Origin of the sequence: Streptomyces chengmaiensis, assembly GCF_029846775.1 — a bacterium.
Classification (GTDB): domain Bacteria; phylum Actinomycetota; class Actinomycetes; order Streptomycetales; family Streptomycetaceae; genus Streptomyces; species Streptomyces chengmaiensis.
In genome coordinates, this window is sequence record NZ_JARWBG010000025.1 from 23843 (window position 1) to 45284 (window position 21442).

23 protein-coding genes are annotated in these 21442 nt (G+C 70.7%); 13 read left to right on the forward strand and 10 right to left on the reverse strand.

Translation table 11 applies throughout. The annotated features are described in order from the left end of the window. The first annotated feature begins 101 nt into the window (after positions 1-101). From QCN29_RS21160 to QCN29_RS21175, 4 genes are all read left to right on the forward strand, one after another. Entirely contained in the window at positions 102-947 is an 846-nt protein-coding gene (locus QCN29_RS21160) for a DegV family protein (protein WP_279930032.1), read from the forward strand. 119 nt (positions 948-1066) lie between these two features. Further along, positions 1067-2251, forward strand: a complete 1185-nt coding sequence (locus QCN29_RS21165; RefSeq protein WP_279930033.1) for a ComEA family DNA-binding protein — start codon at positions 1067-1069, stop codon at positions 2249-2251. An 8-nt stretch (positions 2252-2259) separates the two neighbouring features. Continuing rightward, positions 2260-5022, forward strand: coding sequence for a ComEC/Rec2 family competence protein (locus QCN29_RS21170; protein ID WP_279930034.1), 2763 nt, complete (start codon positions 2260-2262; stop codon positions 5020-5022). A gap of 75 nt (positions 5023-5097) precedes the next feature. Next, the gene (locus tag QCN29_RS21175) at positions 5098-5889 is read left to right on the forward strand and encodes an arylamine N-acetyltransferase family protein (RefSeq protein ID WP_279930035.1); all 792 of its coding nucleotides are present in this window, start codon (positions 5098-5100) and stop codon (positions 5887-5889) included. 110 nt (positions 5890-5999) lie between these two features. Here QCN29_RS21175 and QCN29_RS21180 read toward each other — a convergent pair whose 3' ends face one another. Further along, positions 6000-6227: a hypothetical protein gene (locus tag QCN29_RS21180; protein ID WP_398859644.1), complete on the reverse strand. Its 228-nt coding sequence runs from the start codon at positions 6225-6227 to the stop codon at positions 6000-6002. A 72-nt stretch (positions 6228-6299) separates the two neighbouring features. Here QCN29_RS21180 and holA point away from each other — a divergent pair, with 72 nt between their 5' ends. Beyond that, positions 6300-7289, forward strand: coding sequence for a DNA polymerase III subunit delta (gene holA, locus QCN29_RS21185; RefSeq protein ID WP_279930038.1), 990 nt, complete (start codon positions 6300-6302; stop codon positions 7287-7289). A 519-nt stretch (positions 7290-7808) separates the two neighbouring features. Here holA and QCN29_RS21190 read toward each other — a convergent pair. Continuing rightward, a complete protein-coding gene (locus QCN29_RS21190) occupies positions 7809-8081 on the reverse strand; it encodes a GntR family transcriptional regulator (RefSeq protein WP_279930039.1) in 273 nt (90 codons plus the stop codon). Between the two features lie 147 nt (positions 8082-8228). On the opposite strand from QCN29_RS21190, the gene QCN29_RS21195 reads away from it, so the two are divergent. The 3 genes from QCN29_RS21195 (at position 8229) to QCN29_RS21205 (ending at position 9521) form a co-directional block, all read left to right on the forward strand. Continuing rightward, positions 8229-8609, forward strand: coding sequence for a hypothetical protein (locus QCN29_RS21195; RefSeq protein WP_279930040.1), 381 nt, complete (start codon positions 8229-8231; stop codon positions 8607-8609). A 230-nt stretch (positions 8610-8839) separates the two neighbouring features. Next, the gene (locus tag QCN29_RS21200; RefSeq protein WP_279930041.1) at positions 8840-9130 is read left to right on the forward strand and encodes a hypothetical protein; all 291 of its coding nucleotides are present in this window, start codon (positions 8840-8842) and stop codon (positions 9128-9130) included. Positions 9131-9317: 187 nt separating this feature from the next. After that, complete coding sequence (locus QCN29_RS21205; protein WP_279930043.1) at positions 9318-9521, forward strand: hypothetical protein; 204 nt, start codon at positions 9318-9320, stop codon at positions 9519-9521. Positions 9522-9619: 98 nt separating this feature from the next. Here QCN29_RS21205 and QCN29_RS21210 read toward each other — a convergent pair whose 3' ends face one another. The 7 genes from QCN29_RS21210 to QCN29_RS21240 form a co-directional block, all read right to left on the reverse strand. Beyond that, a complete protein-coding gene (locus QCN29_RS21210; protein WP_279930045.1) occupies positions 9620-9883 on the reverse strand; it encodes a hypothetical protein in 264 nt (87 codons plus the stop codon). Then, positions 9880-10263: a phage terminase small subunit gene (locus QCN29_RS21215; RefSeq protein WP_279930047.1), complete on the reverse strand. Its 384-nt coding sequence runs from the start codon at positions 10261-10263 to the stop codon at positions 9880-9882. The genes QCN29_RS21210 and QCN29_RS21215 overlap by 4 nt, the downstream gene beginning before the upstream one ends. Positions 10264-10373: 110 nt before the next feature. Then, the gene (locus QCN29_RS21220; RefSeq protein WP_279930048.1) at positions 10374-10577 is read right to left on the reverse strand and encodes a hypothetical protein; all 204 of its coding nucleotides are present in this window, start codon (positions 10575-10577) and stop codon (positions 10374-10376) included. A gap of 53 nt (positions 10578-10630) precedes the next feature. Next, entirely contained in the window at positions 10631-11425 is a 795-nt protein-coding gene (locus tag QCN29_RS21225) for a hypothetical protein (protein WP_279930049.1), read from the reverse strand. Positions 11426-11442: 17 nt separating this feature from the next. Then, the gene (locus tag QCN29_RS21230; protein ID WP_279930050.1) at positions 11443-12789 is read right to left on the reverse strand and encodes an AAA family ATPase; all 1347 of its coding nucleotides are present in this window, start codon (positions 12787-12789) and stop codon (positions 11443-11445) included. Continuing rightward, positions 12786-13250 (reverse strand): hypothetical protein, encoded by a 465-nt coding sequence (locus QCN29_RS21235; RefSeq protein WP_279930053.1) that lies wholly within the window; start codon positions 13248-13250, stop codon positions 12786-12788. Before QCN29_RS21235 ends, QCN29_RS21230 begins: the two co-directional genes overlap by 4 nt. Next, a complete protein-coding gene (locus QCN29_RS21240) occupies positions 13247-13453 on the reverse strand; it encodes a helix-turn-helix domain-containing protein (protein WP_279930055.1) in 207 nt (68 codons plus the stop codon). The genes QCN29_RS21235 and QCN29_RS21240 overlap by 4 nt, the downstream gene beginning before the upstream one ends. 143 nt (positions 13454-13596) lie before the next feature. On the opposite strand from QCN29_RS21240, the gene QCN29_RS21245 reads away from it, so the two are divergent. Continuing rightward, positions 13597-14154 carry a hypothetical protein gene (locus QCN29_RS21245; RefSeq protein ID WP_279930056.1) on the forward strand — a complete coding sequence of 186 codons (558 nt, stop codon included), beginning with the start codon at positions 13597-13599 and terminating at the stop codon, positions 14152-14154. Further along, entirely contained in the window at positions 14129-15343 is a 1215-nt protein-coding gene (locus QCN29_RS21250; protein ID WP_279930057.1) for a tyrosine-type recombinase/integrase, read from the forward strand. The genes QCN29_RS21245 and QCN29_RS21250 overlap by 26 nt, the downstream gene beginning before the upstream one ends. A 207-nt stretch (positions 15344-15550) precedes the next feature. Here QCN29_RS21250 and rpsT read toward each other — a convergent pair whose 3' ends face one another. After that, a complete protein-coding gene (gene rpsT, locus QCN29_RS21255) occupies positions 15551-15817 on the reverse strand; it encodes a 30S ribosomal protein S20 (protein ID WP_240138550.1) in 267 nt (88 codons plus the stop codon). A 216-nt stretch (positions 15818-16033) separates the two neighbouring features. On the opposite strand from rpsT, the gene lepA reads away from it, so the two are divergent. The 3 genes from lepA (at position 16034) to hemW (ending at position 21420) form a co-directional block, all read left to right on the forward strand. Next, positions 16034-17899 carry a translation elongation factor 4 gene (gene lepA, locus QCN29_RS21260; RefSeq protein WP_279930058.1) on the forward strand — a complete coding sequence of 622 codons (1866 nt, stop codon included), beginning with the start codon at positions 16034-16036 and terminating at the stop codon, positions 17897-17899. A gap of 272 nt (positions 17900-18171) precedes the next feature. Further along, positions 18172-20061, forward strand: a complete 1890-nt coding sequence (locus tag QCN29_RS21265) for an AMP-dependent synthetase/ligase (protein ID WP_279930061.1) — start codon at positions 18172-18174, stop codon at positions 20059-20061. 126 nt (positions 20062-20187) lie between these two features. Then, complete coding sequence (hemW, locus tag QCN29_RS21270) at positions 20188-21420, forward strand: radical SAM family heme chaperone HemW (protein ID WP_279930064.1); 1233 nt, start codon at positions 20188-20190, stop codon at positions 21418-21420. Positions 21421-21442: the final 22 nt, after the last annotated feature.

The window sequence follows — 21442 nt, forward strand, 5'->3', positions numbered from 1 at the left end:
CGGCCTGAGGTGACGGTGTGAGAAGGAGTGCCCGAGACGGTTGAGAGCGACGGGCGGGGCCGGGCTGCGGTGAACCGGCTTCGGCGAGTAACCTCCCGCTCATGTCCCGCCATGTCGCGATCGTCACCGATTCCACGGCCTACCTTCCGCCGCAGACGATGGAACGGCACGGCATCACCACGGTGCCGCTGACCGTCGTTCTCGGCGACGAGGCGCTGGAAGAGGGCACCGATATCTCGGCCCGTTCTCTGGCCCTCGCCCTCCAGAAGCGACGTCCTGTGACCACCTCCCGGCCGAGCCCGGAGACGTTCGCCGCAGCCTATCGGGCGAGGGCGGAGGCAGGCGCAGAGGGAATCGTCTCGCTGCATCTGTCGTCGGAGCTCTCCGGGACGTACGACGCCGCCGTGCTGGCCGCCAAGGACGCGCCGGTGCCCGTGCGGGTGGTCGACACCAGAATGGTCGCCATGGCGCTGGGGTTCTGCGCGCTTGCGGCCGCCGAGGCGGCGGGGGCCGGCGGAACCCTGGACGACGCCGTGGCCGCGGCGGAGAAGCGGGCTTCGGGAATCTCCGCCTATTTCTATGTCGACACGCTCGACTATCTGCGCCGCGGCGGACGCATCGGCGCCGCGCAAGCGCTGCTCGGCTCCGCGCTCGCGGTGAAACCGCTGCTGCAACTCGACGGCGGCCGTATCGAACTGCTGGAGAAGGTGCGTACGGCGTCCAAGGCGATCGCCCGGCTTGAGGAGATCGCGGCCGAAAGCGCGGGCGCCAACACGGTGGACGTCGCGGTGCACCATCTCGCCGCGCCCGAGCGGGCCGCAGCGCTCGCCGAACGGCTGCGTGAACGGGTGCCGGGACTGGGGGAGTTGCACGTCAGCGAGGTGGGCGCGGTCATCGGCGCACATACGGGGCCGGGCCTTCTGGCGGCCGTCGTGTCTCCGCGCTGAGCGCTCTGCGCCATCCGTCTTCATTCGTGAGGGTGAGCGAATTATCCACAACCAGTCGGTAATCCACGGGAATTGAGGCTGCTCAGAGGGTTCATGTGGATGTGCCTACCGTCTGGGACATGGCTCTTCGAACACGTTCTGCAACCAGTGGCCCGGGCCGTGCCCCGGCTTCGGACGGCCGTCTCCGAGACGGACGCGGCATGCACTCCACCCGCCGCGCCCGCTCGATCCGCCGAGCCGAGGCTCTGCGCCGTACGGGCACTGAAGCCTGCCGGGGCGACGGGCCGCGAGACGGCGAAGCCCTGGGCAGTGCCGGCCCGGGCCCGGAACCTTGGCTCGGCGGGAGAGCGGCTCCGGGCGGCCGACCGGGCCGGACACCTCGCCTGCGAGGGCGGGCAGGGCTGCCGTCCGCTCCTGCCGCCGCAGTGCGCCGACGTGCCGACGCCATGTTCGGCGCCGATCCGCCCCCTCGCCTCGGCGGCGTCGCCCACTCCTGGTCCGCCTCGCCTGCCTCCGCCGCAGCGACGAGAGCGGAGGAGGAGCAAGCGGAGCCCGAGACCTCCGCTCGGCAGCGGGCGGCGCTCGCCCTCCGGGAACGTCTCCCCCTGTGGGTACGGCTCCGATGCGGACTGGAGCCGCGAGCCCTGGCCGCGCTTGCCGTGGTGCTCGTGGTCGCGGCGGCCTTCGCCGTACGGCACTTCTGGACCGGGGAACCGCAGACCGTGCACGCCCCGGAGCTGGTGCGCCAGGGAACGGCGGCAGCGGTGGCGAACCCGAGCCCCGGCCCGGACCAGGACTCCCCGGCGGGCGCCGGGACGCCGGACGACCCGCGGATCGCGCCGGGAACTGCCCAGTCCGCCGCGGGCCCCGCAGCGACGATCGTCATCGACGTGAGCGGCAAGGTGCGACGGCCGGGGATCCAGCGGCTGCCCGCGGGCTCCAGGGTCGTCGACGCGCTCAAGGCGGCCGGAGGAGCAAAGCCGGGCACGGACCTCACCGGGCTCAACCAGGCCCGCCCGCTGCTCGACGGAGAGCAGGTGCTGGTGGGCGCTCCGGCGCCACCGGCTCCCGCCGCGGGAGGCGGGTCGGGGCCCGGCGGTGCACGGCCCGCAGGGCCGGTCAGCCTCAACTCCGCCTCGCTGGAGCAGCTGGACACCCTGCCTGGCGTGGGTCCGGTCCTGGCCCAGCACATCGTCGACTACCGCGCCCGCCACGGCGGTTTCCGGTCGGTGGGCGAACTGCGCGAGGTGAACGGCATCGGCGACCGCAGGTTCGAGGACCTGCAGCCTCTGGTGCGGCCATGAACCGTGCCATGTCCGACCCGCGGAACGGCGCAGTGGCCGAGTCGGGCCCGGACAGCCTGCCGCCGGACCCCGAACGCCCGCGGCGAGACGGGCCGGCGGATCTCCGGCTGGTGCCGCCTGCCCTGGCCGCCTGGGCGGCGTCGGCCCTCGCACTCGACGCGCCCGGCCGGTGGACGGCGACAGCTGTCGCGGTGTGCACCCTGGTCGCGTGTCTGCTGAGCGTCCCACCGGCGGCGCGGGCCCTGTGGACAGCGCGCGGCGGGCAGGAGCGGATGCGGCAGGGACTGCGCAAACGCCGGCTTCCTCCGCATGAGCCGCCTCCGCATGAGCCGCCTCCGCATGAGCTGCCGCGGCACCGGCCGCCGTGGCATCGGCAGGGCCGCACGGCAGCCGCAGCACTCCTGATGTGCGCCGCGGCGGCCGCCGCCTCCGCGGGCCTGCACGGCGCGGATCTGCGGAGAGGGCCGCTGCCCGAGCTGGCCCGTCAGCGGGCCCATGCGACGGTCGAGGTGACGGTCGCCGCCGACCCACGGACCACCCGGCCGAAGGTCCGGGGCAACAGGATGGCCGGGGCCGTCGTCGTGCTCGACACCGAGGCGACGGAAGTCACCACGGCCGACCGGGCGGTGACCGCGACCAGGACACCGCTGCTGGTAATCATCCCGGCAGGGGAGAGCGCGCAGCAGTGGCTGAGACTGCTGCCCTCCACCCGGCTCACCCTGACCGGGAGGCTCACCCCTCCGCTGCGGGACGGCGCCCCCTACGCAGCCGTGCTCAGGACCCGCGGTGAGGAGCCGCCCCGCATCACCGGACCGCCGAGCGCTCTTCAGAGAACGGCGGGCAGCCTCCGCGCAGGGCTGCGCGAGGCGACCGACGGACTCCCTGAGGACGCCCGTGCCCTGCTGCCCGGACTGGTCGTCGGAGACACCTCACGCATCGGGCCCGAGCTGAAGGACGCCTTCGAGGCGACCGACCTGACGCACCTGCTGGCCGTATCCGGCAGCAACCTGAACATCCTGCTGATCCTGCTGATCGGTCCGCCGGGCGCGGCACTCCTCGCGGAGCGGCGCGGACTGGCACCGCGACTGGGCATCACTCTGCGTCAGACCGCCCTGGCAGGCGGGGCGGTCACCCTCGCCTTCGTCATGGTGTGCCGCCCGGAACCCAGCGTCCTCCGGGCGGCCGCATGCGGGGCCGTCACCCTGCTCGCCATCGGCACGGGCCGTCGCCGCTCGCTGCTCCCCGCCCTGGCCGCGGCCGTGCTGCTGTTGCTGCTCTACGACCCCTGGCTGTCCCGCAGTTACGGCTTCCTGCTCTCCGTGCTGGCCACCGGGGCCCTGCTCACGCTCGCGCCCGGCTGGAGCCGCGCACTCCAGCGGCGCCGGGTGCCGCCGAAGCTGGCCGAGGCGCTGGCCGCCGCAGCAGCCGCGCAGGTCGTCTGCGCACCCGTGGTCACAGTCTTCGCCTCCCGGGTCAGCCTGGTCGCGATTCCCTGCAATCTGATCGCCGAACTCGCGGTGGCCCCGGCCACGGTCCTCGGATTCGCCGCGCTCGCCACCGCACCGGCGGCGATGCCGGCTGCCGAACTGCTGGCCCGCTGCGCAGGATGGCCCGCCGAGTGGATCGCCTCCGTCGCCCGCACCGGCGCGGCGCTGCCCGGAGCGGAGGCGGGCTGGCCGGGCGGCTGGACAGGAGGGCTGCTGCTCGCCGTCGCCATGCTGCTCATCGTGCTCGCCGTGCGCAGGGCGCCCCGGCACCCGTGGGCGGCCGCGGGGTGCGCGCTGCTGCTCCTGCTCGTCCTGCTGCGCCCGCCCTCGCTGACCAGAGCCGTCACCGGCTGGCCGCCCCCGGCGTGGGCGCTGGTGATGTGCGATGTCGGGCAGGGCGACGCCTTGGTCCTCGCAACGGGCGACGGGTCGGCGGTCGTCGTCGACACGGGGCCCGACCCGGAGCCGGCAGACCGCTGTCTGCGGGAGCTCGGCGTCACCCGGATCCCCCTGGTGCTGCTCACCCACTTCCACGCCGACCATGTGCACGGGCTACCCGGCGTCCTCAGGGGCAGAGCGGTGGGTGCCGTCCAGACGACGGCGTTCGGCGAGCCGAGCGACCAGGTGCGGTTCGTCCGGCGAACGGCCGCCGCCGCCCGAGTGCCGGTGCTCACCGCAGCAGCCGGAGAACGTCGCGCCGTGGGGCGGCTCTCGTGGCAGGTTCTCTGGCCTGAGAGGCCTGAGAGGCGGAGCGGATCTGACGCTCCCGCGGGGAGGGCGGCGGCCCCGGAGGGGGCGAACGACGCCAGCGTCACACTGCTCCTACGGATCGAGGACGGGCCGACCGTGCTGCTCCCCGGCGACCTCGAACCGCCCGCCCAGCGCGGTCTGCTGCGGGCCCACCCCGCCCTGCCGCCCGTCGACGTCCTCAAGGTCGCCCACCATGGCTCGGCCCACCAGCATCCCGGGCTGCTGCAAGCCGTCCGCCCGCGCCTCGCGCTGATCTCCTGTGGCAGACAGAACCGCTACGGCCATCCTTCTCCTCGCACGGTGGCGGCGCTGCGGGCCGCAGGGGCACGAGTGCTGCGCACCGACGAGGCCGGGGCGATCGCGGTGGCGGGCGAGGGCGGCGGACTGCATGCGCTCGTCAGGGACCCGTCGGCCCCCAGCGCCGACGGCCGTGCCGCATCACCACGCGGGCAACGGGCACGCTCCCCTCCTCCCCGCGCGCTTGCCGCCGGCTGCTCGGCACCGGCCGCAGCCGAGGGGCCGGACCGGATGTGACCGACCATGTCTCGGCCGACAGGCCTAGGACTTGGGATGCATGCGAAAGGGTCACCAGAAGACGACACTGGCCCCATGGACCCCATGGACGACTACCTCAGCCGCATCGGAGCCGACCGGCCGGAGCGGGCGGACGCGGGCGCCCTGCGCCAGCTTCAGCTGCACCATCTGACGGAGGTGCCGTTCGAGAATCTGTCCATCCATCTCGGTGAGGACATCCTGCTGGAGGAGGAAGCGCTCCTCGCCAAGATCGTGGACGAACGGCGCGGCGGCTTCTGCTACGAACTCAACGGGGCCTTCGCTCTCTTGCTGCGGGCGCTCGGCTTCCGGGTCGAACTGCTCCAGGCACGGGTGTTCGGAGAGGACGGCCGGCTGGGCATTCCCTACGACCATCTCGCCTTGCGGGTGGAGCCGGCCGACTCCTCGGGGCCCTGGCTGGCAGACGTCGGCTTCGGCGACCACAGCCACTACCCGCTGGCGCTCGACGAGCGCGGCGACCAGCTGGACCCGGCGGGCACGTTCCGGGTCGCCGAGGCGCCGGAGGGCGGCGACCTTGATGTGCTCCGGGACGACAAGCCCCAGTTCCGGCTGGAGACGCGGCCCCGTGAGCTGAGGGACTTCGCCGCCGGGGCATGGTGGCATCGCACGTCGCCCGAATCGCACTTCTGCCGATCCGTCGTGTGCTCCAGACTCACCTCCGGCGGCCGGATCACGATCTCCGGCCGGAAGCTGGTGACCACCGAGCACGGCGAACGCCAGGTACGGGAGCTGGCGAATGACGCCGCTCTCCTGGCCGCCTACCGCGACCACTTCGGGCTGCGGCTCGACCGGCTGCCGTCCGCGCCGGTGGCGCGACGGCGGAGCTAGCGCCCCTCCCGGCGGATCGTGCGCCAGAGGTACCGGAGGACAGGCGGAGACGGCGGAGACGGCGGAAACGGCGGAGACGGCGGAGACGGCTGAGACGGGAAACCGGCGGTTCAGGGGGCTTCGAGCCAGCCTTCGAATTCGGCGGCGAAGTCGTCCAGCGCGGCAGGGGCCAGGCGGCCGTCCGGATCCTCCACGACGACCAGCCACTGGGCGTCTTCCGCGTCGTCCTCGCCGGCCAGGGCGTCCCGTACGAGCTGGGGTTCCTCCATCACCCCGAAGCGGTCGGCGAGCCCCTCGGCCAGGTCTTCCGCGGAGTCGCGGTCCGGCAGCACCAGGATGTGTCGTTCACTCACCCGCCCATTCTCCGGTACGGGCGGGAGTGTCAGTGGGCCGTGGGATGCTGGACGGCGATGGCCAGCAGAAAGAATTCGACCGACGATCCTCTCGCCCCCGTCACGCTCGCCGTGGGCCAGGAGGACCTGCTTCTGGACCGTGCGGTGCGACAGGTGACGGCGGCGGCGCGGGCGGCCGACCCCGACACGGACGTCCGCGACCTCACCGCCGACCAGCTGCAGCCCGGCACACTCGCCGAGCTGACCAGCCCCTCGCTCTTCGCCGAGCGCAAGGTCGTGATCGTGCGGAACGCCCAGGATCTGTCCGCCGACACGGTCAAGGACGTGAAGGCCTATCTCGCCGCGCCCGCGGAGGAGATCACTCTGGTGCTGCTGCACCCCGGGGGCGCCAAGGGCAAGGGCCTGCTGGACGCGGCCCGGAAGGCAGGGGCGCGTGAGGTCGCCTGCCCCAAGACGACGAAGCCCGCGGAGCGGCTGATGTTCGTCCGGTCGGAGTTCCGGGGGCTCGGCAGATCGGCGACGCCCGAGGCCTGCCAGGCCCTGGTCGACTCGATCGGAAGTGATCTGCGGGAGCTGGCGAGCGCGGTGGCGCAGCTCGCGGCGGACGTGGACGGCACGATCGACGAAGCGGTCGTCGCGCGCTACTACACGGGCCGTGCCGAAGCGTCGAGCTTCACGGTGGCCGACCGTGCGGTGGAGGGTCGGGCGGCGGAGGCCCTGGAGGCGCTGCGCTGGTCGCTGTCGACCGGGGTCGCCCCGGTCCTGATCACCAGCGCGCTGGCGCAGGGCGTCCGGGCGATCGGCAAGCTGTCCTCCGCACGGGGTGGACGGCCCGCCGATCTCGCACGCGAGCTGGGCATGCCGCCATGGAAGATCGACCGTGTACGGCAGCAGATGCGGGGGTGGACCCCGGACGGCGTCGCGGCGGCGATGCGGGCCGTCGCCGCGGCGGACGAGGGTGTGAAGGGAGGCGGGGACGATCCGGAGTACGCCCTTGAGAAGGCGGTGGTCGCGGTGGCGCGGGCGGCTCGCTCCCGCCGTGGCTAGTGCTCCTCCCGGCGCTTTGCCCCCTCGTGCCGTCCTGCACGCTCCCCCGCAGCCCTTCGGGCGCGGGGGCGCCCGCGGCGGCGGATGGCGCTCCTCGGCGGGCGGACATTGCCGGTCGCGGCACCGGCAAGCGCGCGGCACGGTGTTTCTCGCAGCTTCCAGGGGGAGGTGGCGATGACCCCGCCCGGCGGTTGCGGACGGCATACGGTTGCGGACGGCATGACGAAGGCCCCGGCGCCTGCCCTGGGGAAAGGGCGGTAGGCCGGGGCCTTCGCTTTCAGCTGGTGCGCCGCACCCGCGTGGCGAACGCAGGCCGCGTGCGCTGATCACCTCTGAGCTACCTGCGAAAACACCCGCATATGCTGGTTGACCTGCGGAAATGTCATCCCGCTGTATCAGAGGCTATCCCGGCTCGTCCCGTCCCCATGTGTACGGCATGTGTACGGGAAACGCGGCCGCCCCGGAGGGCGTGAGTCATCCTCCGGGGCCAGCGACCGGACCCTCATCGAGCGCAGGAGGTCAGACGACGGACTCGCCACCCGCGGAGCCGTCGGCGGGCGGCTGGTCGGCAACGAAAGTGCCGATGCCCGTCTCACCCCGCAGCCAGCCCTCACGGCGCAGGTACGCCAATGCCTTCTGACTGGTCGATGACGCGATGCCGAGCTCGGTAGCCAGCTCCAGCGTGGACGGTACACGGGAGCCTGGCGCGTAGGTGCCGTCCTTGATGCGTCCGATGACGATCTGTGCCACCTGCCGCCACACCGCTCGCGTCCGGTCAAGATCAGCACTCATACCAGCGACCGTAGGTTGCCGCACCATACTCCGCGACCGCAGGAACCCTCGGCAAGGCGCGGTAAGGCGCGGTAAGGTCTCATAGTAAAGACCCCGGCGGCCTGGCAGGGCCCCGGGGCGTGGCCAACGCTTTCGAGGAGCGTCGACATGACTGACCTTATCTGCCGGATCGCCGTATGGCTCCGGCTGGTGTTCGCGCCCGGTACGGGCGGTCGGCGGGCTGGTGCCCGTCCTATCGTCCCCGCTGCACGGCCCCAGGAAGCTTGTCCCGCCGCGCGGTCCGCGGACGGGCAGGGCGAGCGGTTCGGTCCGGCTGGCGGATGGAGCCTGCGGCCCCGCTCCCCGTACGGGATGAACGAGCCGCTGGACGGCGGCGCGGTCGCCCTGGTGCGGCCATACCTGATCGAGCATGAGCGGCGGCAGGAGCGGGCCCGGCAGCAGCGGCGGCGGATGACGTTGGTCCTCGCGGCGGACTTCGGCATCGATCTGGACACCCGCGTTCTGCACGGGGCGGGGGTGGCCCGGTGAGCGGCTCTGGGAAGCGGTCGGAGCCGACCACGCCAGAGTGCGGGCGGTGTGGGAGCACGTACGGCCCGTGGATGCCGGAGCCGTCCGGGGAGCGGTACGTGTCCGGGGCGCAGGTTCTCGTATGCGCCTCTGGCTGCCCTGACGCCTGCGAGGCGGACGGGCCGCGGTGCGGCGCGCGGCGCGCAGGGTGGGAGCGGCCGGGTCCGGGAAGGCACCGCCTGCCGTGCGTCGTGCCCGCCGGGCACGACGGCGACCACCGCGACGCCTTCGGGCACACCTGGGAGGTCCCTCGCGAGGCGGCCGGACCGCGGCCGGTGGGGGTGCGCCGTCCGGTGAGGATGTGCGTGCGGTGCAACGCGCTGACGTCGCGGCCGGTGGTGGTCTCCGAGGTGCACGCAGGATCGGGCCCTGGTTTCAACGTCTACGCCTGCCCGGAGTGCGCGCCGCACCTTCCGGTGCTGCCGGACGCGCTGGATCTGCTGGAGCCGGGGTGGCGCGAGCGGGCGGAGGGCGAGCGGTGATCGCGGGACGTGTCCCTGCGCCGGGACGGTCCCGGATGACCGTGCGCGCCTACCGCGTCGGGCCCGATGGCGGGCAGGCGGAGGTCTCCGCTCTCGTGACGGTGCGGCCGGGCCGGTCGCGGCCGGTGCCGCTGTCGCTGGCTTGGCCCGCGTGCCGGTGCCGCCGCTGCACTGCGGGAGGCGAGTCGTGAGCGTAGTGCGTACGGTCGCCCAGGTACGGGCGGACGCGGAGCGCTTCGGGCGGTCCGGTGAGTGCGAGATGGGCGAGCACTCCTTGTGCCACCCGCAGGACGTGTACGCCAGCGGCACCCCGTTCCCTGGTGAGCGGCCGGTGCTCTCGTTGCGGTGCGCGTGCGTCTGCCACAACGCGCCGCGGCCGGAGGGCCGGTAGCGGTCGCAAGAGTCGGCCGCCCGTCCCTCGTGTCGGTTCCTTCCCCTCCAGGCGGAACCAGCGGGGCGGGCGGTCACGGCCAGACGGCCCCCGGAGGATCACTCCGGGGGCCGTCTGTTGTTCCGCCGGGTGTTCCATTCGTCGCGGGCACGTCGCCATCGTCGCCATGCCGCGCAGACGACCATGAAGTCCTGCGACATCCCGAGCGGTCCTTGATCGGGCCAGTCCTGAGCGACTGTGTCCAGCGCCTCGCGCCATGACGGGTCGGTGCGCGGCGGCGGGGGCGGATCATCGTCATCGTCCGGCAGGCGGGCGGCGCGGGCGGCGCGGGCGGCGCGGGCGGCGCGGCGGGCGGTCGTCACGGCGCGCCGTCCTCGACGTCGACGATGCGCCATCCGAGCGCGGCCATCGCGCGGGGAGTCAGCCCGAGTGCCTCGCTGGCGTACCGGGCCTCCTGCGCCATCCACGCCGAGGCGGTACCGGCGAGGATCGCCGACTCGTAGACGAGTAGGACGGCGACCGTGCCGCGCGCGGTGTCGTCCCACTGGGTGGCCTGCGGCGACTGCCACAACTCGCGCCAGCGGGCCCGGTCCGCCTCGGACCACTCCCGTCCGGCGGGCATGTCGGGAACGGGCAGAGTGCAGCCGCCGGCGGGCAGCGCGACCAGAAGGCCGGCCCGGCCGCCGCCTTGCCCCCGGTGCGCGCGGCTGTACGGCCGCGACGGGTCCCGCTGCTTCGGCATCGCTCACCCTCCGTGGTGATCGTTGAGGTTGATTGGTCGACCGATCCCCCGGAGCCCTCCCCCGCGCTCTGCCACCCCCGAGGGTTGGGGGTCACCCCCCTGGGGGTGGGTTACGGTCTGTCACCCCTTGCCGGGGACATGTGGTTGTGCGGTGTCTGCTCGTGGTCTTCGGGTAGTTCGACCAGGCCACGGGAGAGCCAGGTGTGTACGTGCTCGGCGGGCAGGCTGATCAGGTCGCCGCCGGTGAAGGTGCGTCCCTCGTAGCCGAACTGCATGCCGTCGCTGACGATGACGGTCACGGTGTGATCGGGCATGACGTGCCTTTCCGGTGTTCGCCGCGCGACGGGTCACGCCGCGCGGCGAAGGGTTAGAACGACATCGGCTCGACGTCATCGCCGAACACTTGGGGTGCGGCGGGGCGGCGCGGGTCGCGCGGCACGGGGTACTCCTCGCGGGGCACGTGGTAGTAGTCGCGCATGCTGGCGAACAGCCCGCGTACGGCTCCGGCTGCGGCGTCGTTGAGGCCGATGACGGACTGGGCGGCCATGGCGCCACGCGCGGCGGCGGAGCGTTCGCGGTCGCCGCTCTGGTCGGCGGCGCCGTTGAGAGCGTGGCCGATGACGAGTTCCTGGGTCGCCCTGATCTCGTGCTCGCCGAGCCCGCGCGATTCGAGGTAGTCCCTGCCCCACTGGGTGACGACCAGCGCCCCCACGTCGTCCTGCCGCAGGGCCAGTTGCCCGAGCCGTACATCCGGATCTTTGGAGGCGTCCAGGATCATGCGGGCATCCTCACGGGCGATCGCCTCCCGGTTCTTGGACAGGGCGGGGAAAGCGGCGGTGATGAACGAGGCGCGGGCCACGACGGCGTTGTTGTCGGCCGAACGCTGCTTGTCCTCCGTCTTCTGCTCGGCGTCGGTGAGCAGCTCCTGCATCATCCGCTTCTTGCCCTCGGGGAACATGGTGTCGTCCAGGCGCAGCTTCTCCAGCTTCTCGTAGGCGGAGGTGACCAGCGTGCTGTAGGAGCGCACGGCGCTCATGGCGGTGCCGAGCGGGGCGCGTCCCTTGGGAGGCAGTCCGCTGGTGCGGTGGTTCTCCTCGTGGGCGAGGATGGCCTTGCGCACGCCATCCATGACGATGTCGATCTCTTCCCTCAGCTTCTCCACAGTGATCTTCCTTTCGGTTAGGCCGCGGGGCGGCAGTCGAAGCAGTGGGGGGAGCCTTCGGCGTTCCACTGGGGGCGGCCGCACTTCTTGCAGGGGGCCTTAGGGCGGTCGGTTTCGTCTACGGGCGGTGACGGGGTGGCTGAAGGTGTCAGCGAAGGTGCCGAAGGTGCCAACTCCTTGGGTGCTGGCACCTTCGGCATCTTCGTGTCGTCTTCGCTGTCGTTGGTCACGCTCAGTACCCACGCCCAGCCCTTGCCGAAGCCGGACTTCTGGGATGTCACGCCGACCTTTGAGCGGGCCCGCTGGATGGTGCGCTTGGCGAACCCGTCCTTCTCAGCGGCCTTGATGACGTCCCCCGCGGGGGCTTCGCCCCCGTGGTCGGTGAGGTAGTCGACGAGCCAGGCGGCGGCCTCGTCTCGCTCGCCTGCCTCGTCCCGGTCGACCGGGGCCGCGAGGGTGTCCTCGACGCTGCGCTCTGAGATGCCGGTGAAGGCGAGGCGGCCGACGTTCGCCACACCCTTCCTGGTGTGCACGTCGAACCCCTCGATCCGGTACGACAGCGAGGGGAGGTCCAGACGGCCGAGGCTGTTCTTCGTCTGCGTCATCACCTGCTCTTCGGTCTCGCGGTCGCGGGCGAAGGCGATGACGGCACGGGCCAGATCCTTGAACGCGCCGGAACCTGAGATGAGCTGGGACGCATCCGTACCGCCGCCCTTGTTGAAGTGGGCGATGCCCAGGGTCAGCGCCTTGGTTCGCTCGGCCATGCGCACCAGGGGCTCGAGTGCCTGCCGCACATCCTGAGTGCGGTGCGCATCAGTGCTGCTTCCCAAGGTGGACATGAGCGGGTCGACGATGAGCGCAGCGACGTCGTGTTCTGCGATGGCCCGCTCGATGAGGGAGACGTCCATGGGAAGCGACAGCATGGTCTCCCCGCGCTCGACGTCTTCCACATCGATGCGGAACACGCGGTCCAGGTCGGCACCGGCCGCGATGAGGCGAGGCACCAGGGTGCGGGACCAAGAGTCCTCCACGGCCGCGTAGAAGACGTTCCTCGGCTGCCCGCAGAACGTTCCAGGCAGCTCACCGCGGGACAGGCGCGCGGCGACCCAGATGCCGAACGACGACTTGCCCGTCCCCTCCCGACCGGCAGCCAGAGTGAGCGCACCCGCGGGAATGCGCCCTTCTCCTGCCTCCGGCTCCCACGCCCAGATCACGGGCTCCGGCTCGATCGCCGAGGCGGGCGTGAGCTTGACACGACGGCTGCAATCCGACTGCGCCTCCTGGCTGGGCAACTGCTGCATCGGGCCCGCTCCGACGTCCATCGGCGCGCCCGCAAGCTGATAGACGAGGGCTTCCGCGGTCATGCCGCACGCCCCTGAACGGTGAGGTAGCGGCCCGGCTTACCGGGAATCCGGATCGGCGGCCAGCCAGGCGTAGCCCGAAGCCGATGCGCAGGCCGGGACCGGGCCCGCGCCGCCAACTCGGCACGGCTCCTGCCCTCAGCCAAGGGCGGCCGCGCACGCCATGCCTGTCGGAACCACGCGAGAAGAGCCTCTTCGTCGCCGTAGCGACGCCACATCTCAGCGGCCACCAACACAGCGGCGGCCTTCCGCGCGTCCCCCGCCGGCAGCTCGACCCACGCCTGGACCCCGTACGTCGGCACCTCCACCTCACGCGGCAGAAGACCGGTCACCTGCGCCTCGGCCCACGCGGCAACCACATCGTCCAGATGCATGCAGCGCGCTACGCTGTCGACTGACCCGCCGCCCAGCCGGTCACTGCGCGCCCCCGCCTCACCCGCGGGGGCGTTCGCCTTTTCGCTCATGCCGCGGATCCCCCGGTCTGCACGGTCTGTTCGTCGAGCCAGGACTCAATAGAGGAGCGGCGGTAGAGGACCCGACCGCCGCGACCGGAAGTCGCCTTCACGTACGCAGGGCCAATGCCCTGCCAGCGCCAGTTGGCCAGTGTTTGTACGGCAATGCCGTACTCCGCAGACACCTGCGCTGCTGTCATGAGTTGCTGAGCCACAATGACTCCTGTCGAATTTTTCGCGACAAAGACTTGCATAATCGCGAGAGCCTCCGAGATGATGACGATCGTACTCGGGATTATTCGGGACTCGCAAGATCCGGACTTCTGTCGAAGAAATCTCGACTGCTAGCGTCCGGATCATGACGACGGGACGTATCGAATTGGGACCGACGGGGCGGACAGTTGCCGCCAACGTGAAGCGCCTCCGTGGAGAGCGAGGGTTGACCCTCCGTGCTCTTGCTGCGGCGCTTAAGGAAGTAGGGCGTCCACTGAGTGCAGACGCGCTAAACAAGATCGAGAACGGAGCACCTGACACCGAGCCAGGCAAGAGCGGAGAGCCCAAGCCTGTGAGGCGGGTGGACGTCGATGACCTCATGGCGCTGGCCGTTGTCCTCCAGGTGCCGGTGATCACGCTCCTGCTGCCGGCAAGTGTCCGCGGATTTGTTGAGCTCACCGGTGTAGGTGAGATCCGCGGTCGGATCGCTTGGCGATGGGCTCAGGGCAGGGTCCCTCTGGAGTGGCCGGAGGAGGCCGACCAGGAGGAGCGGCGAAAGTTGCTGGCCATGTACCTGATGGCGGCAACGCCGGATGGCATCGGGTGGGACCAAACCACTCAGGAGGGGCAGCGGGCCGCAGTAGAGGTGTTCAAGGGATGGGCAGAAGAAGAGGGGGGTGAACGTGGCCCGAGTGTGGATTGAGGACCGCGCGAGTCACGCCGACTATCAGGCCGCGGTCGAGAAGTGGCAGACCGCGAAGAAGGTCGGTAGCAAGCGCAACCCGCCCGGCCGCTGGCGCGTCCGCTGGTACGGGCCTGATGGCAAGCCGAAGGCCAAGACGTTCCAGAAGATGCCGCAGGCGGAGGCCGAAAAGCGGGCGATCGAAGAGCGCCTTGAGAAGGGCACGTACCGGGACCCGAAGCAAGGGAAGGTGCAGTTCTCCGACATCGCGGAGGAGTGGTTCGAGTCTCTCCGGAAGCAGGGCGAGCGGACCAGGAACGACTACCGAGAACTGCTCGACCTGTACGTGATCCCCAAGTGGGGGGAGCATAGGGTGGCGTCGATCGCATGGGAGGACGTCTCCGACTGGGTGAACGAGCTGTGCAGCCAGCCGGGGAAGCGCGGCGGTAAGTTGTCTCCCGCCCGGATCGCAAAGATCTACCTCGTGTTCGGCATGGTCATGAAGCGCGCCGTACAGTCGGGGAAGATCCCGTCCAGCCCCGCGACGGATCACGAGCTGCCGCCCATCGGGGATGACGGGGAGCACGTCTACCTCTCCCATGAGCAGTTGGCCGGGCTCGCCGAAGCGGCGGGGGAGTATCGGACGCTGATCCTGGTTCTCGGTTACTGCGGGATCAGGTGGGGCGAGGCGACTGCGCTGGAAGTCGCTCGGGTCCAGCTCGACACGCGCCGCCTGCGGATTGTGCAGGCGCACACCAGGGTCAAGGGCGGGATGAAGATCGGGCCCGTGAAGAACCATGAGCGCCGGTCCGCGCCCGTGCTCGCCTCCCTGGTGGAGGACCTGCGGCCGCTCACCCACAAACGCAAGCGGGACGACCTGCTGTGGGTTGGGGCAGGCGGGACGCATCTGCGCTACAGCACGTGGCGTCCAGCCGTCTTCGATCAGGCGGTGAAGGCCGCGGGGTTGGAGGGGCTCGGCATCACGCCGCACAAGCTGAGGCATACCGCGGCGTCGCTTGCCATCGCGGCAGGGGCGGACGTGAAGGTTGTGCAGCTGATGCTCGGGCACAAGTCGGCAGCCATGACGCTGGACGTCTACGGGCACCTCTGGCCCGACCGTCTCGACGAAGTAGCCGACGTGCTCGACTCGGGGCGCAAGGCCGCTCTGGCAAAGATCGGCGAGCAATGGAAGCCGAAGGAAGATCACTAACGATGTGTACAAAATGCGTACTGCCCATCCGGGGGGATCCGGACGGGCAGTGAGCAACTGGCCAATGACCAGGGGCTTAGCTTGTTCAGCTGGTGCGCCGCACCCGCGTGGCGAACGCAGGCCGCGTGCGGCGCGGAGAGTGCAGTAGCCGGGAAAGGGGGCGGATGAGAGGGCCCGCCGGATCCCTACCGGCGATCAATCAAGAGCTCAGCCCTTGAGGGTGGCGACCTTGGTGGCCAGCGCCGACTTCTTGTTGGCGGCGTTGTTCTTGTGGAGGACACCCTTCGAGGCGGCCTTGTCGAGCTTCTTCGACGCCACGGCGACGGCCGCGGTGGCCTTCTCGACGTCGCCCGCCGCGATGGCCTCGCGGGCCTGGCGGATCGCGGTCTTGACCGAGGACTTGACGGCCTTGTTGCGCAGGCGCGCCTTCTCGTTGGTCTTGTTCCGCTTGATCTGGGACTTGATGTTCGCCACGAAAGAGCCTTTACAGGTTCGGTGATCTCTTAACCGTCCCACGCGAGAGGGTGCGCGAGACACAGCTGCCCAGGCTACCAGTCGCTCATCGAGCGGCCCAAACCGAGCACACTCCCGTGCGCGTGGGACCATGGAGCCTACGTATCGACTGAAGACGTAAGCCTCAGCCATCGACCGAGCCAGACGCGCCCGGCGTCTCGAGAATCAGGACCCTGCGTGCCCGCGATCCCCAGCAATGTGCCCGAGCCGAGCCGTACCGACCCGGCGCTGATCCGCAACTTCTGCATTATCGCGCACATCGACCACGGCAAGTCGACGCTTGCCGACAGGATGCTCCAGCTGACCGGAGTGGTCGAGCAGCGGCAGATGCGCGCCCAGTACCTCGACCGCATGGACATCGAGCGCGAACGCGGCATCACCATCAAGTCCCAGGCCGTGCGGCTGCCCTGGGCGCCCACCGAGGGCCCGGACGGGGGCAGGACCCATATCCTCAACATGATCGACACTCCGGGGCACGTCGACTTCACCTATGAGGTGTCGCGCTCCCTCGCCGCCTGTGAGGGCACGATCCTGCTGGTCGACGCCGCCCAGGGCATCGAGGCGCAGACCCTCGCCAACCTCTATCTGGCGATGGAGAACGACCTCGCGATCGTCCCGGTGCTGAACAAGATCGACCTGCCTGCCGCGCAGCCCGAGAAGTTCTCGGAGGAGCTGGCCAACCTGGTGGGCTGCGAGCCCGAGGACGTGCTGAAGGTGTCGGCCAAGACGGGCCTCGGAGTCGAGGCTCTGCTCGACCGCGTCGTCCGCGAGGTCCCCGCCCCGGTCGGCGTGAAGGACGCCCCCGCCCGCGCGATGATCTTCGACTCGGTCTATGACTCGTACCGCGGCGTCGTGACCTACGTCCGGGTCGTCGACGGTCAGCTCGGCAAGCGCGAGCGCATCCGCATGATGTCCACCGGCGCCACCCACGAACTGCTGGAGATCGGGACCAATTCGCCCGAGATGCTCCCGGCCGACGGTCTCGGGGTCGGCGAGGTGGGCTATCTGATCACAGGTGTGAAGGACGTCCGCCAGTCGAAGGTCGGCGACACGATCACCCAGCAGACCAAGGGCGCCGAGGAGCCGCTGGGCGGCTACAAGGACCCCAAGCCCATGGTGTTCTCCGGCCTGTATCCGCTGGACGGCTCCGACTACCCGGAGCTGCGCGAGGCCCTCGACAAGCTCCAGCTCAACGACGCTGCCCTGGTCTACGAGCCCGAGACCTCCGCCGCCCTGGGCTTCGGCTTCCGCGTGGGCTTCCTGGGCCTGCTGCACCTGGACGTGATCCGCGAGCGCCTGGAGCGCGAGTTCGGGCTCGACCTGATCGCCACCGCGCCCAACGTGGTCTACCGCGTGGTGATGGAGGACGGGACGGAGCACACGGTCACCAACCCGAGCGAGTTCCCCGAGGGGAAGATCGCCGAGGTTCATGAGCCGGTCGTGCGGGCCACCATCCTCGCCCCCAGCGAGTTCATCGGCTCGATCATGGAGCTCTGCCAGGGCCGCCGCGGCACTCTGCTGGGCATGGACTACCTCTCCGAGGACCGGGTGGAGATCCGCTACACCCTCCCCCTCGCCGAGATCGTCTTCGACTTCTTCGACCAGCTGAAGTCCAAGACGCGCGGCTACGCCTCCCTCGACTACGAGCCCACCGGCGAGCAGGCGTCCAGCCTGGTCAAGGTGGACATCCTGCTGCACGGCGACAAGGTCGACGCGTTCTCCGCGATCACCCACAAGGATCATGCGTACGCATACGGCGTACGGCTGGTCGCCAAGCTCAAGGAGCTGATCCCCCGGCAGGCGTTCGAGGTGCCGGTCCAGGCGGCCATCGGCTCGCGCGTGATCGCCCGCGAGACCATCCGAGCCATCCGCAAGGACGTCCTCGCCAAGTGCTACGGCGGTGACATCTCCCGTAAGCGGAAGCTGCTGGAGAAGCAGAAGGAAGGCAAGAAGCGGATGAAGATGGTCGGCAGCGTGGAGGTCCCGCAGGAGGCCTTCATCGCCGTCCTCTCCAGCGACGAAGGCGCCAAGGGCAAGAAGTAGGGCGAGAAGCAGGGCGAGAAGCAGAAGCAAGGGCAGAAGCAAGGGCAGAGGCAGGGCGCGAAGCGGGGGACGAGGAAGCGGCGTGAGAGGATCCGCCCCGGCCGGACGGCCGGGGCGGATGCATTTTCGCGCCGTGTTCGCGCCGTGTTCGTTATCAAGCGGCAGTGCGAAGAGACTTACGTGCCGGACCCGTCCGCTCTACTCTGATCACGGCTCGATGGTTACTCGCCAGTTAAAGAGGCCCGGGAAGGCCAGGCTCGGAGGACGACGTCGTGAGCGAAAACCAGACTCTGATCGAGAACCGACCGCCCTCCGTGGCGATGCTCTTCACCGAGCGAGTGGCGGCCACGCCGGACGGCGAGGCATACCGCTATCCGGTGCCCCCCGCCTCCGGTCAGGGCCCCGACGACTGGAAGTCGTTGAGCTGGCGGCAGGCCGCCGACCGCGTCGACGCCATCGCCGCAGGCCTTGTCGACCTGGGGCTGCGCCCCGAGGAGCGGGTGGCCCTCGCCTCCTCCACCCGTGTCGAGTGGATTCTCGCCGACCTGGGCGTGATGTGCGCGGGTGGGGCCACCACGACCGTCTACCCGTCGACCAACGCCGAGGAGTCCGCGTACATCCTGGCCGACTCCGAGAGCCGGATGCTGATCGCCGAGGACGCCTCACAGCTGGCCAAGGCGCGGGAGAAGCGTGCCGAGCTGCCGGGCCTCAGCCATGTCGTGGTCATCGACACCGAGGGGGTGGAGGCCGACCCCGCGGACCCGGACGGCTGGGTGCTCTCCCTCGCCGAGCTGGAGGCGCGGGGCGCACAGCACCTCGAGAAGCACCCGGACGCGGTCAAGGAGCGCATCAAGGCGATCACCGCTGATCAGCTTGCGACCCTGATCTACACCTCGGGCACCACGGGCCGGCCCAAGGGCGTCCGGCTGCCCCATGACAACTGGTCGTACATGGCCAAGGCCATGGCCGCCACCGGACTGATCTTCAAGGACGATGTTCAGTACCTGTGGCTGCCGCTCGCCCATGTCTTCGGCAAGGTGCTCACCTCCGGGCAGATCGAGGTCGGCCATGTCACCGCCGTCGACGGCCGCGTCGACAAGATCATCGAGAATCTGCCGGTCGTGCAGCCCACCTATATGGCGGCCGTTCCGCGGATCTTCGAAAAGGTCTACAACGGCGTCGCCGCCAAGGCGCGCGCCGCCGGCGGGGCCAAGTACAAGATCTTCCAGTGGGCGGCCGGCGTCGCCCGCGAGTACGCCAAGGCCGCACAGGACAGCTACCGCCGCACCGGCAAGGCATCCGCCCCCTTCGGGCTGAGCGCCAAGCACAAGATCGCCGACGTGCTGGTCTACGGCAAGCTCCGCGAGGCCTTCGGCGGCCGGCTGCGCGCCGCCATCTCCGGCTCCGCGGCCCTCTCACCCGACATCGGCTACTTCTTCTCCGGCGCGGGCATCCACATCCTCGAGGGCTACGGCCTCACCGAGTCCAGCGCCGCCAGCTTCGTCAACCCCGGCGAGGCCTACCGCACCGGCACCGTGGGCAAGCCGCTGCCCGGCTGCGAGGTGCGCATCGCGGACGACGGCGAGATCCTGCTCCGCGGCCCCGGAATCATGGAGGGCTACCACGGACTGTCCGACAAGACCGCCGAGGTCCTCGAGTCGGACGGCTGGCTGCACACCGGCGACATCGGGGAGCTGTCCGCCGACGGCTATCTGCGGATCACCGACCGGAAGAAGGACCTGATCAAGACGTCCGGCGGCAAGTATGTGGCGCCCGCCGAGATCGAGGGCCAGTTCAAGGCGGTCTGCCCGTTCGTCTCCAACATTCTGGTGCACGGCGCGGACCGGAACTTCTGCACCGCGTTGATCGCCCTCGACGAGGCGACCATCCTCGGCTGGGCCGAGGAGCACGGCCTGGGCGGCAAGTCCTACGCCGAGGTCGTCGCCTCCAAGGAGGTGGAGCAGCTCGTCGACGGCTATGTGCAGCGCCTCAACGAAGGCCTTCAGCGCTGGCAGACGATCAAGAAGTTCCGGCTGCTGCCGCGCGACCTGGACATCGAGCACGGCGAGCTGACGCCCAGCCTCAAGCTCAAGCGGCCCGTCGTCGAGCGTGAGTACAAGGACCTCATCGAGGAGATGTACGACGGCGCCCGCGAGGCCTGAGGCCGCCGTCGGGCTCGGACGCGTCGCACACGGCCCGGCGCGCGACGTCCGAGTCCGACGCCCGGCCCCGACGCCTGCGCGCGACGCCCGGCAGGGGTTCGCCGCCGGTGACGGACAATGGAGGGCATGCCTTCCGTACTGCCCGACGGCGAGCCCGTGCCGGAGGACGGCTCCCTGCCCGCGTCCGCGCTCGACGCGTCAGCCGACCGTCCGCTCGCCTTCTATCTCCATGTGCCGTACTGCGCCACCCGGTGCGGCTACTGCGACTTCAACACCTACACCGCCACCGAGCTGCGCGGCAGCGGCGGCGTGCTCGCCTCCCGCGACAACTACGCCGCCACGCTCGCCGACGAGGTCCGGCTCGCCCGCAAGGTCCTCGGCGACGACCCGCGGCCCGTGCGGACCGTCTTCGTCGGCGGCGGCACCCCGACGCTGCTCGCCGCTGGCGACCTGGTGGCCATGCTCGGCGCGGTACGGGACGAGTTCGGGCTCGCCGACGACGCGGAGGTCACCACGGAGGCCAACCCGGAGTCCGTGGATCCGGCCTATCTGGCGGAGCTGCGGGAAGGCGGCTTCAACCGGATCTCCTTCGGCATGCAGAGCGCCCGGCGGCATGTGCTGAAGATCCTCGACCGTACGCACACCCCGGGACGTCCCGAGGCCTGCGTGGCCGAGGCCCGGGCCGCCGGCTTCGACCATGTGAACCTCGACCTGATCTACGGCACGCCGGGGGAGAGCGACGACGACTGGCGGGCCTCGCTCGACGCCTCCGTCGGCGCGGGCCCCGACCATGTGTCGGCATACGCGCTGATCGTCGAGGAGGGCACCCAGCTCGCCCGCCGCATCCGGCGCGGCGAGGTCCCGATGACCGACGACGACGTGCACGCGGACCGTTATCTGATCGCCGAGGAGACCCTGTCCGCGGCCGGCTTCGAGTGGTACGAGGTGTCGAACTGGACCGCCTCACAGGCGGGCCGCTGCCTGCACAACGAGCTCTACTGGCGCGGCGCGGACTGGTGGGGCGCGGGCCCCGGCGCACACAGCCATGTGGGCGGTGTCCGGTGGTGGAACGTGAAGCACCCGGGCGCGTACGCGGCCGCCCTGGCGCAGGGTCGTTCCCCGGGCGCGGGCCGCGAGCTCCTGTCGGCGGAGGACCGCCGGGTGGAGCGGGTGCTGCTGGAGCTGCGGCTGCGGGAGGGCGTGCCGCTGGAGTTGCTGCGGAAGGCGGGCCTGGAGGCGTCCGGACGGGCCCTGTCCGAGGGGCTCCTCGAACCCGGGCCGTATGAGGCGGGGCGGGCGGCGCTGACGCTGCGGGGGCGGCTGCTCGCGGACGCGGTGGTGAGGGACCTGGTGGACTGAGGGCCCAGGCCCCCCAGGGCCC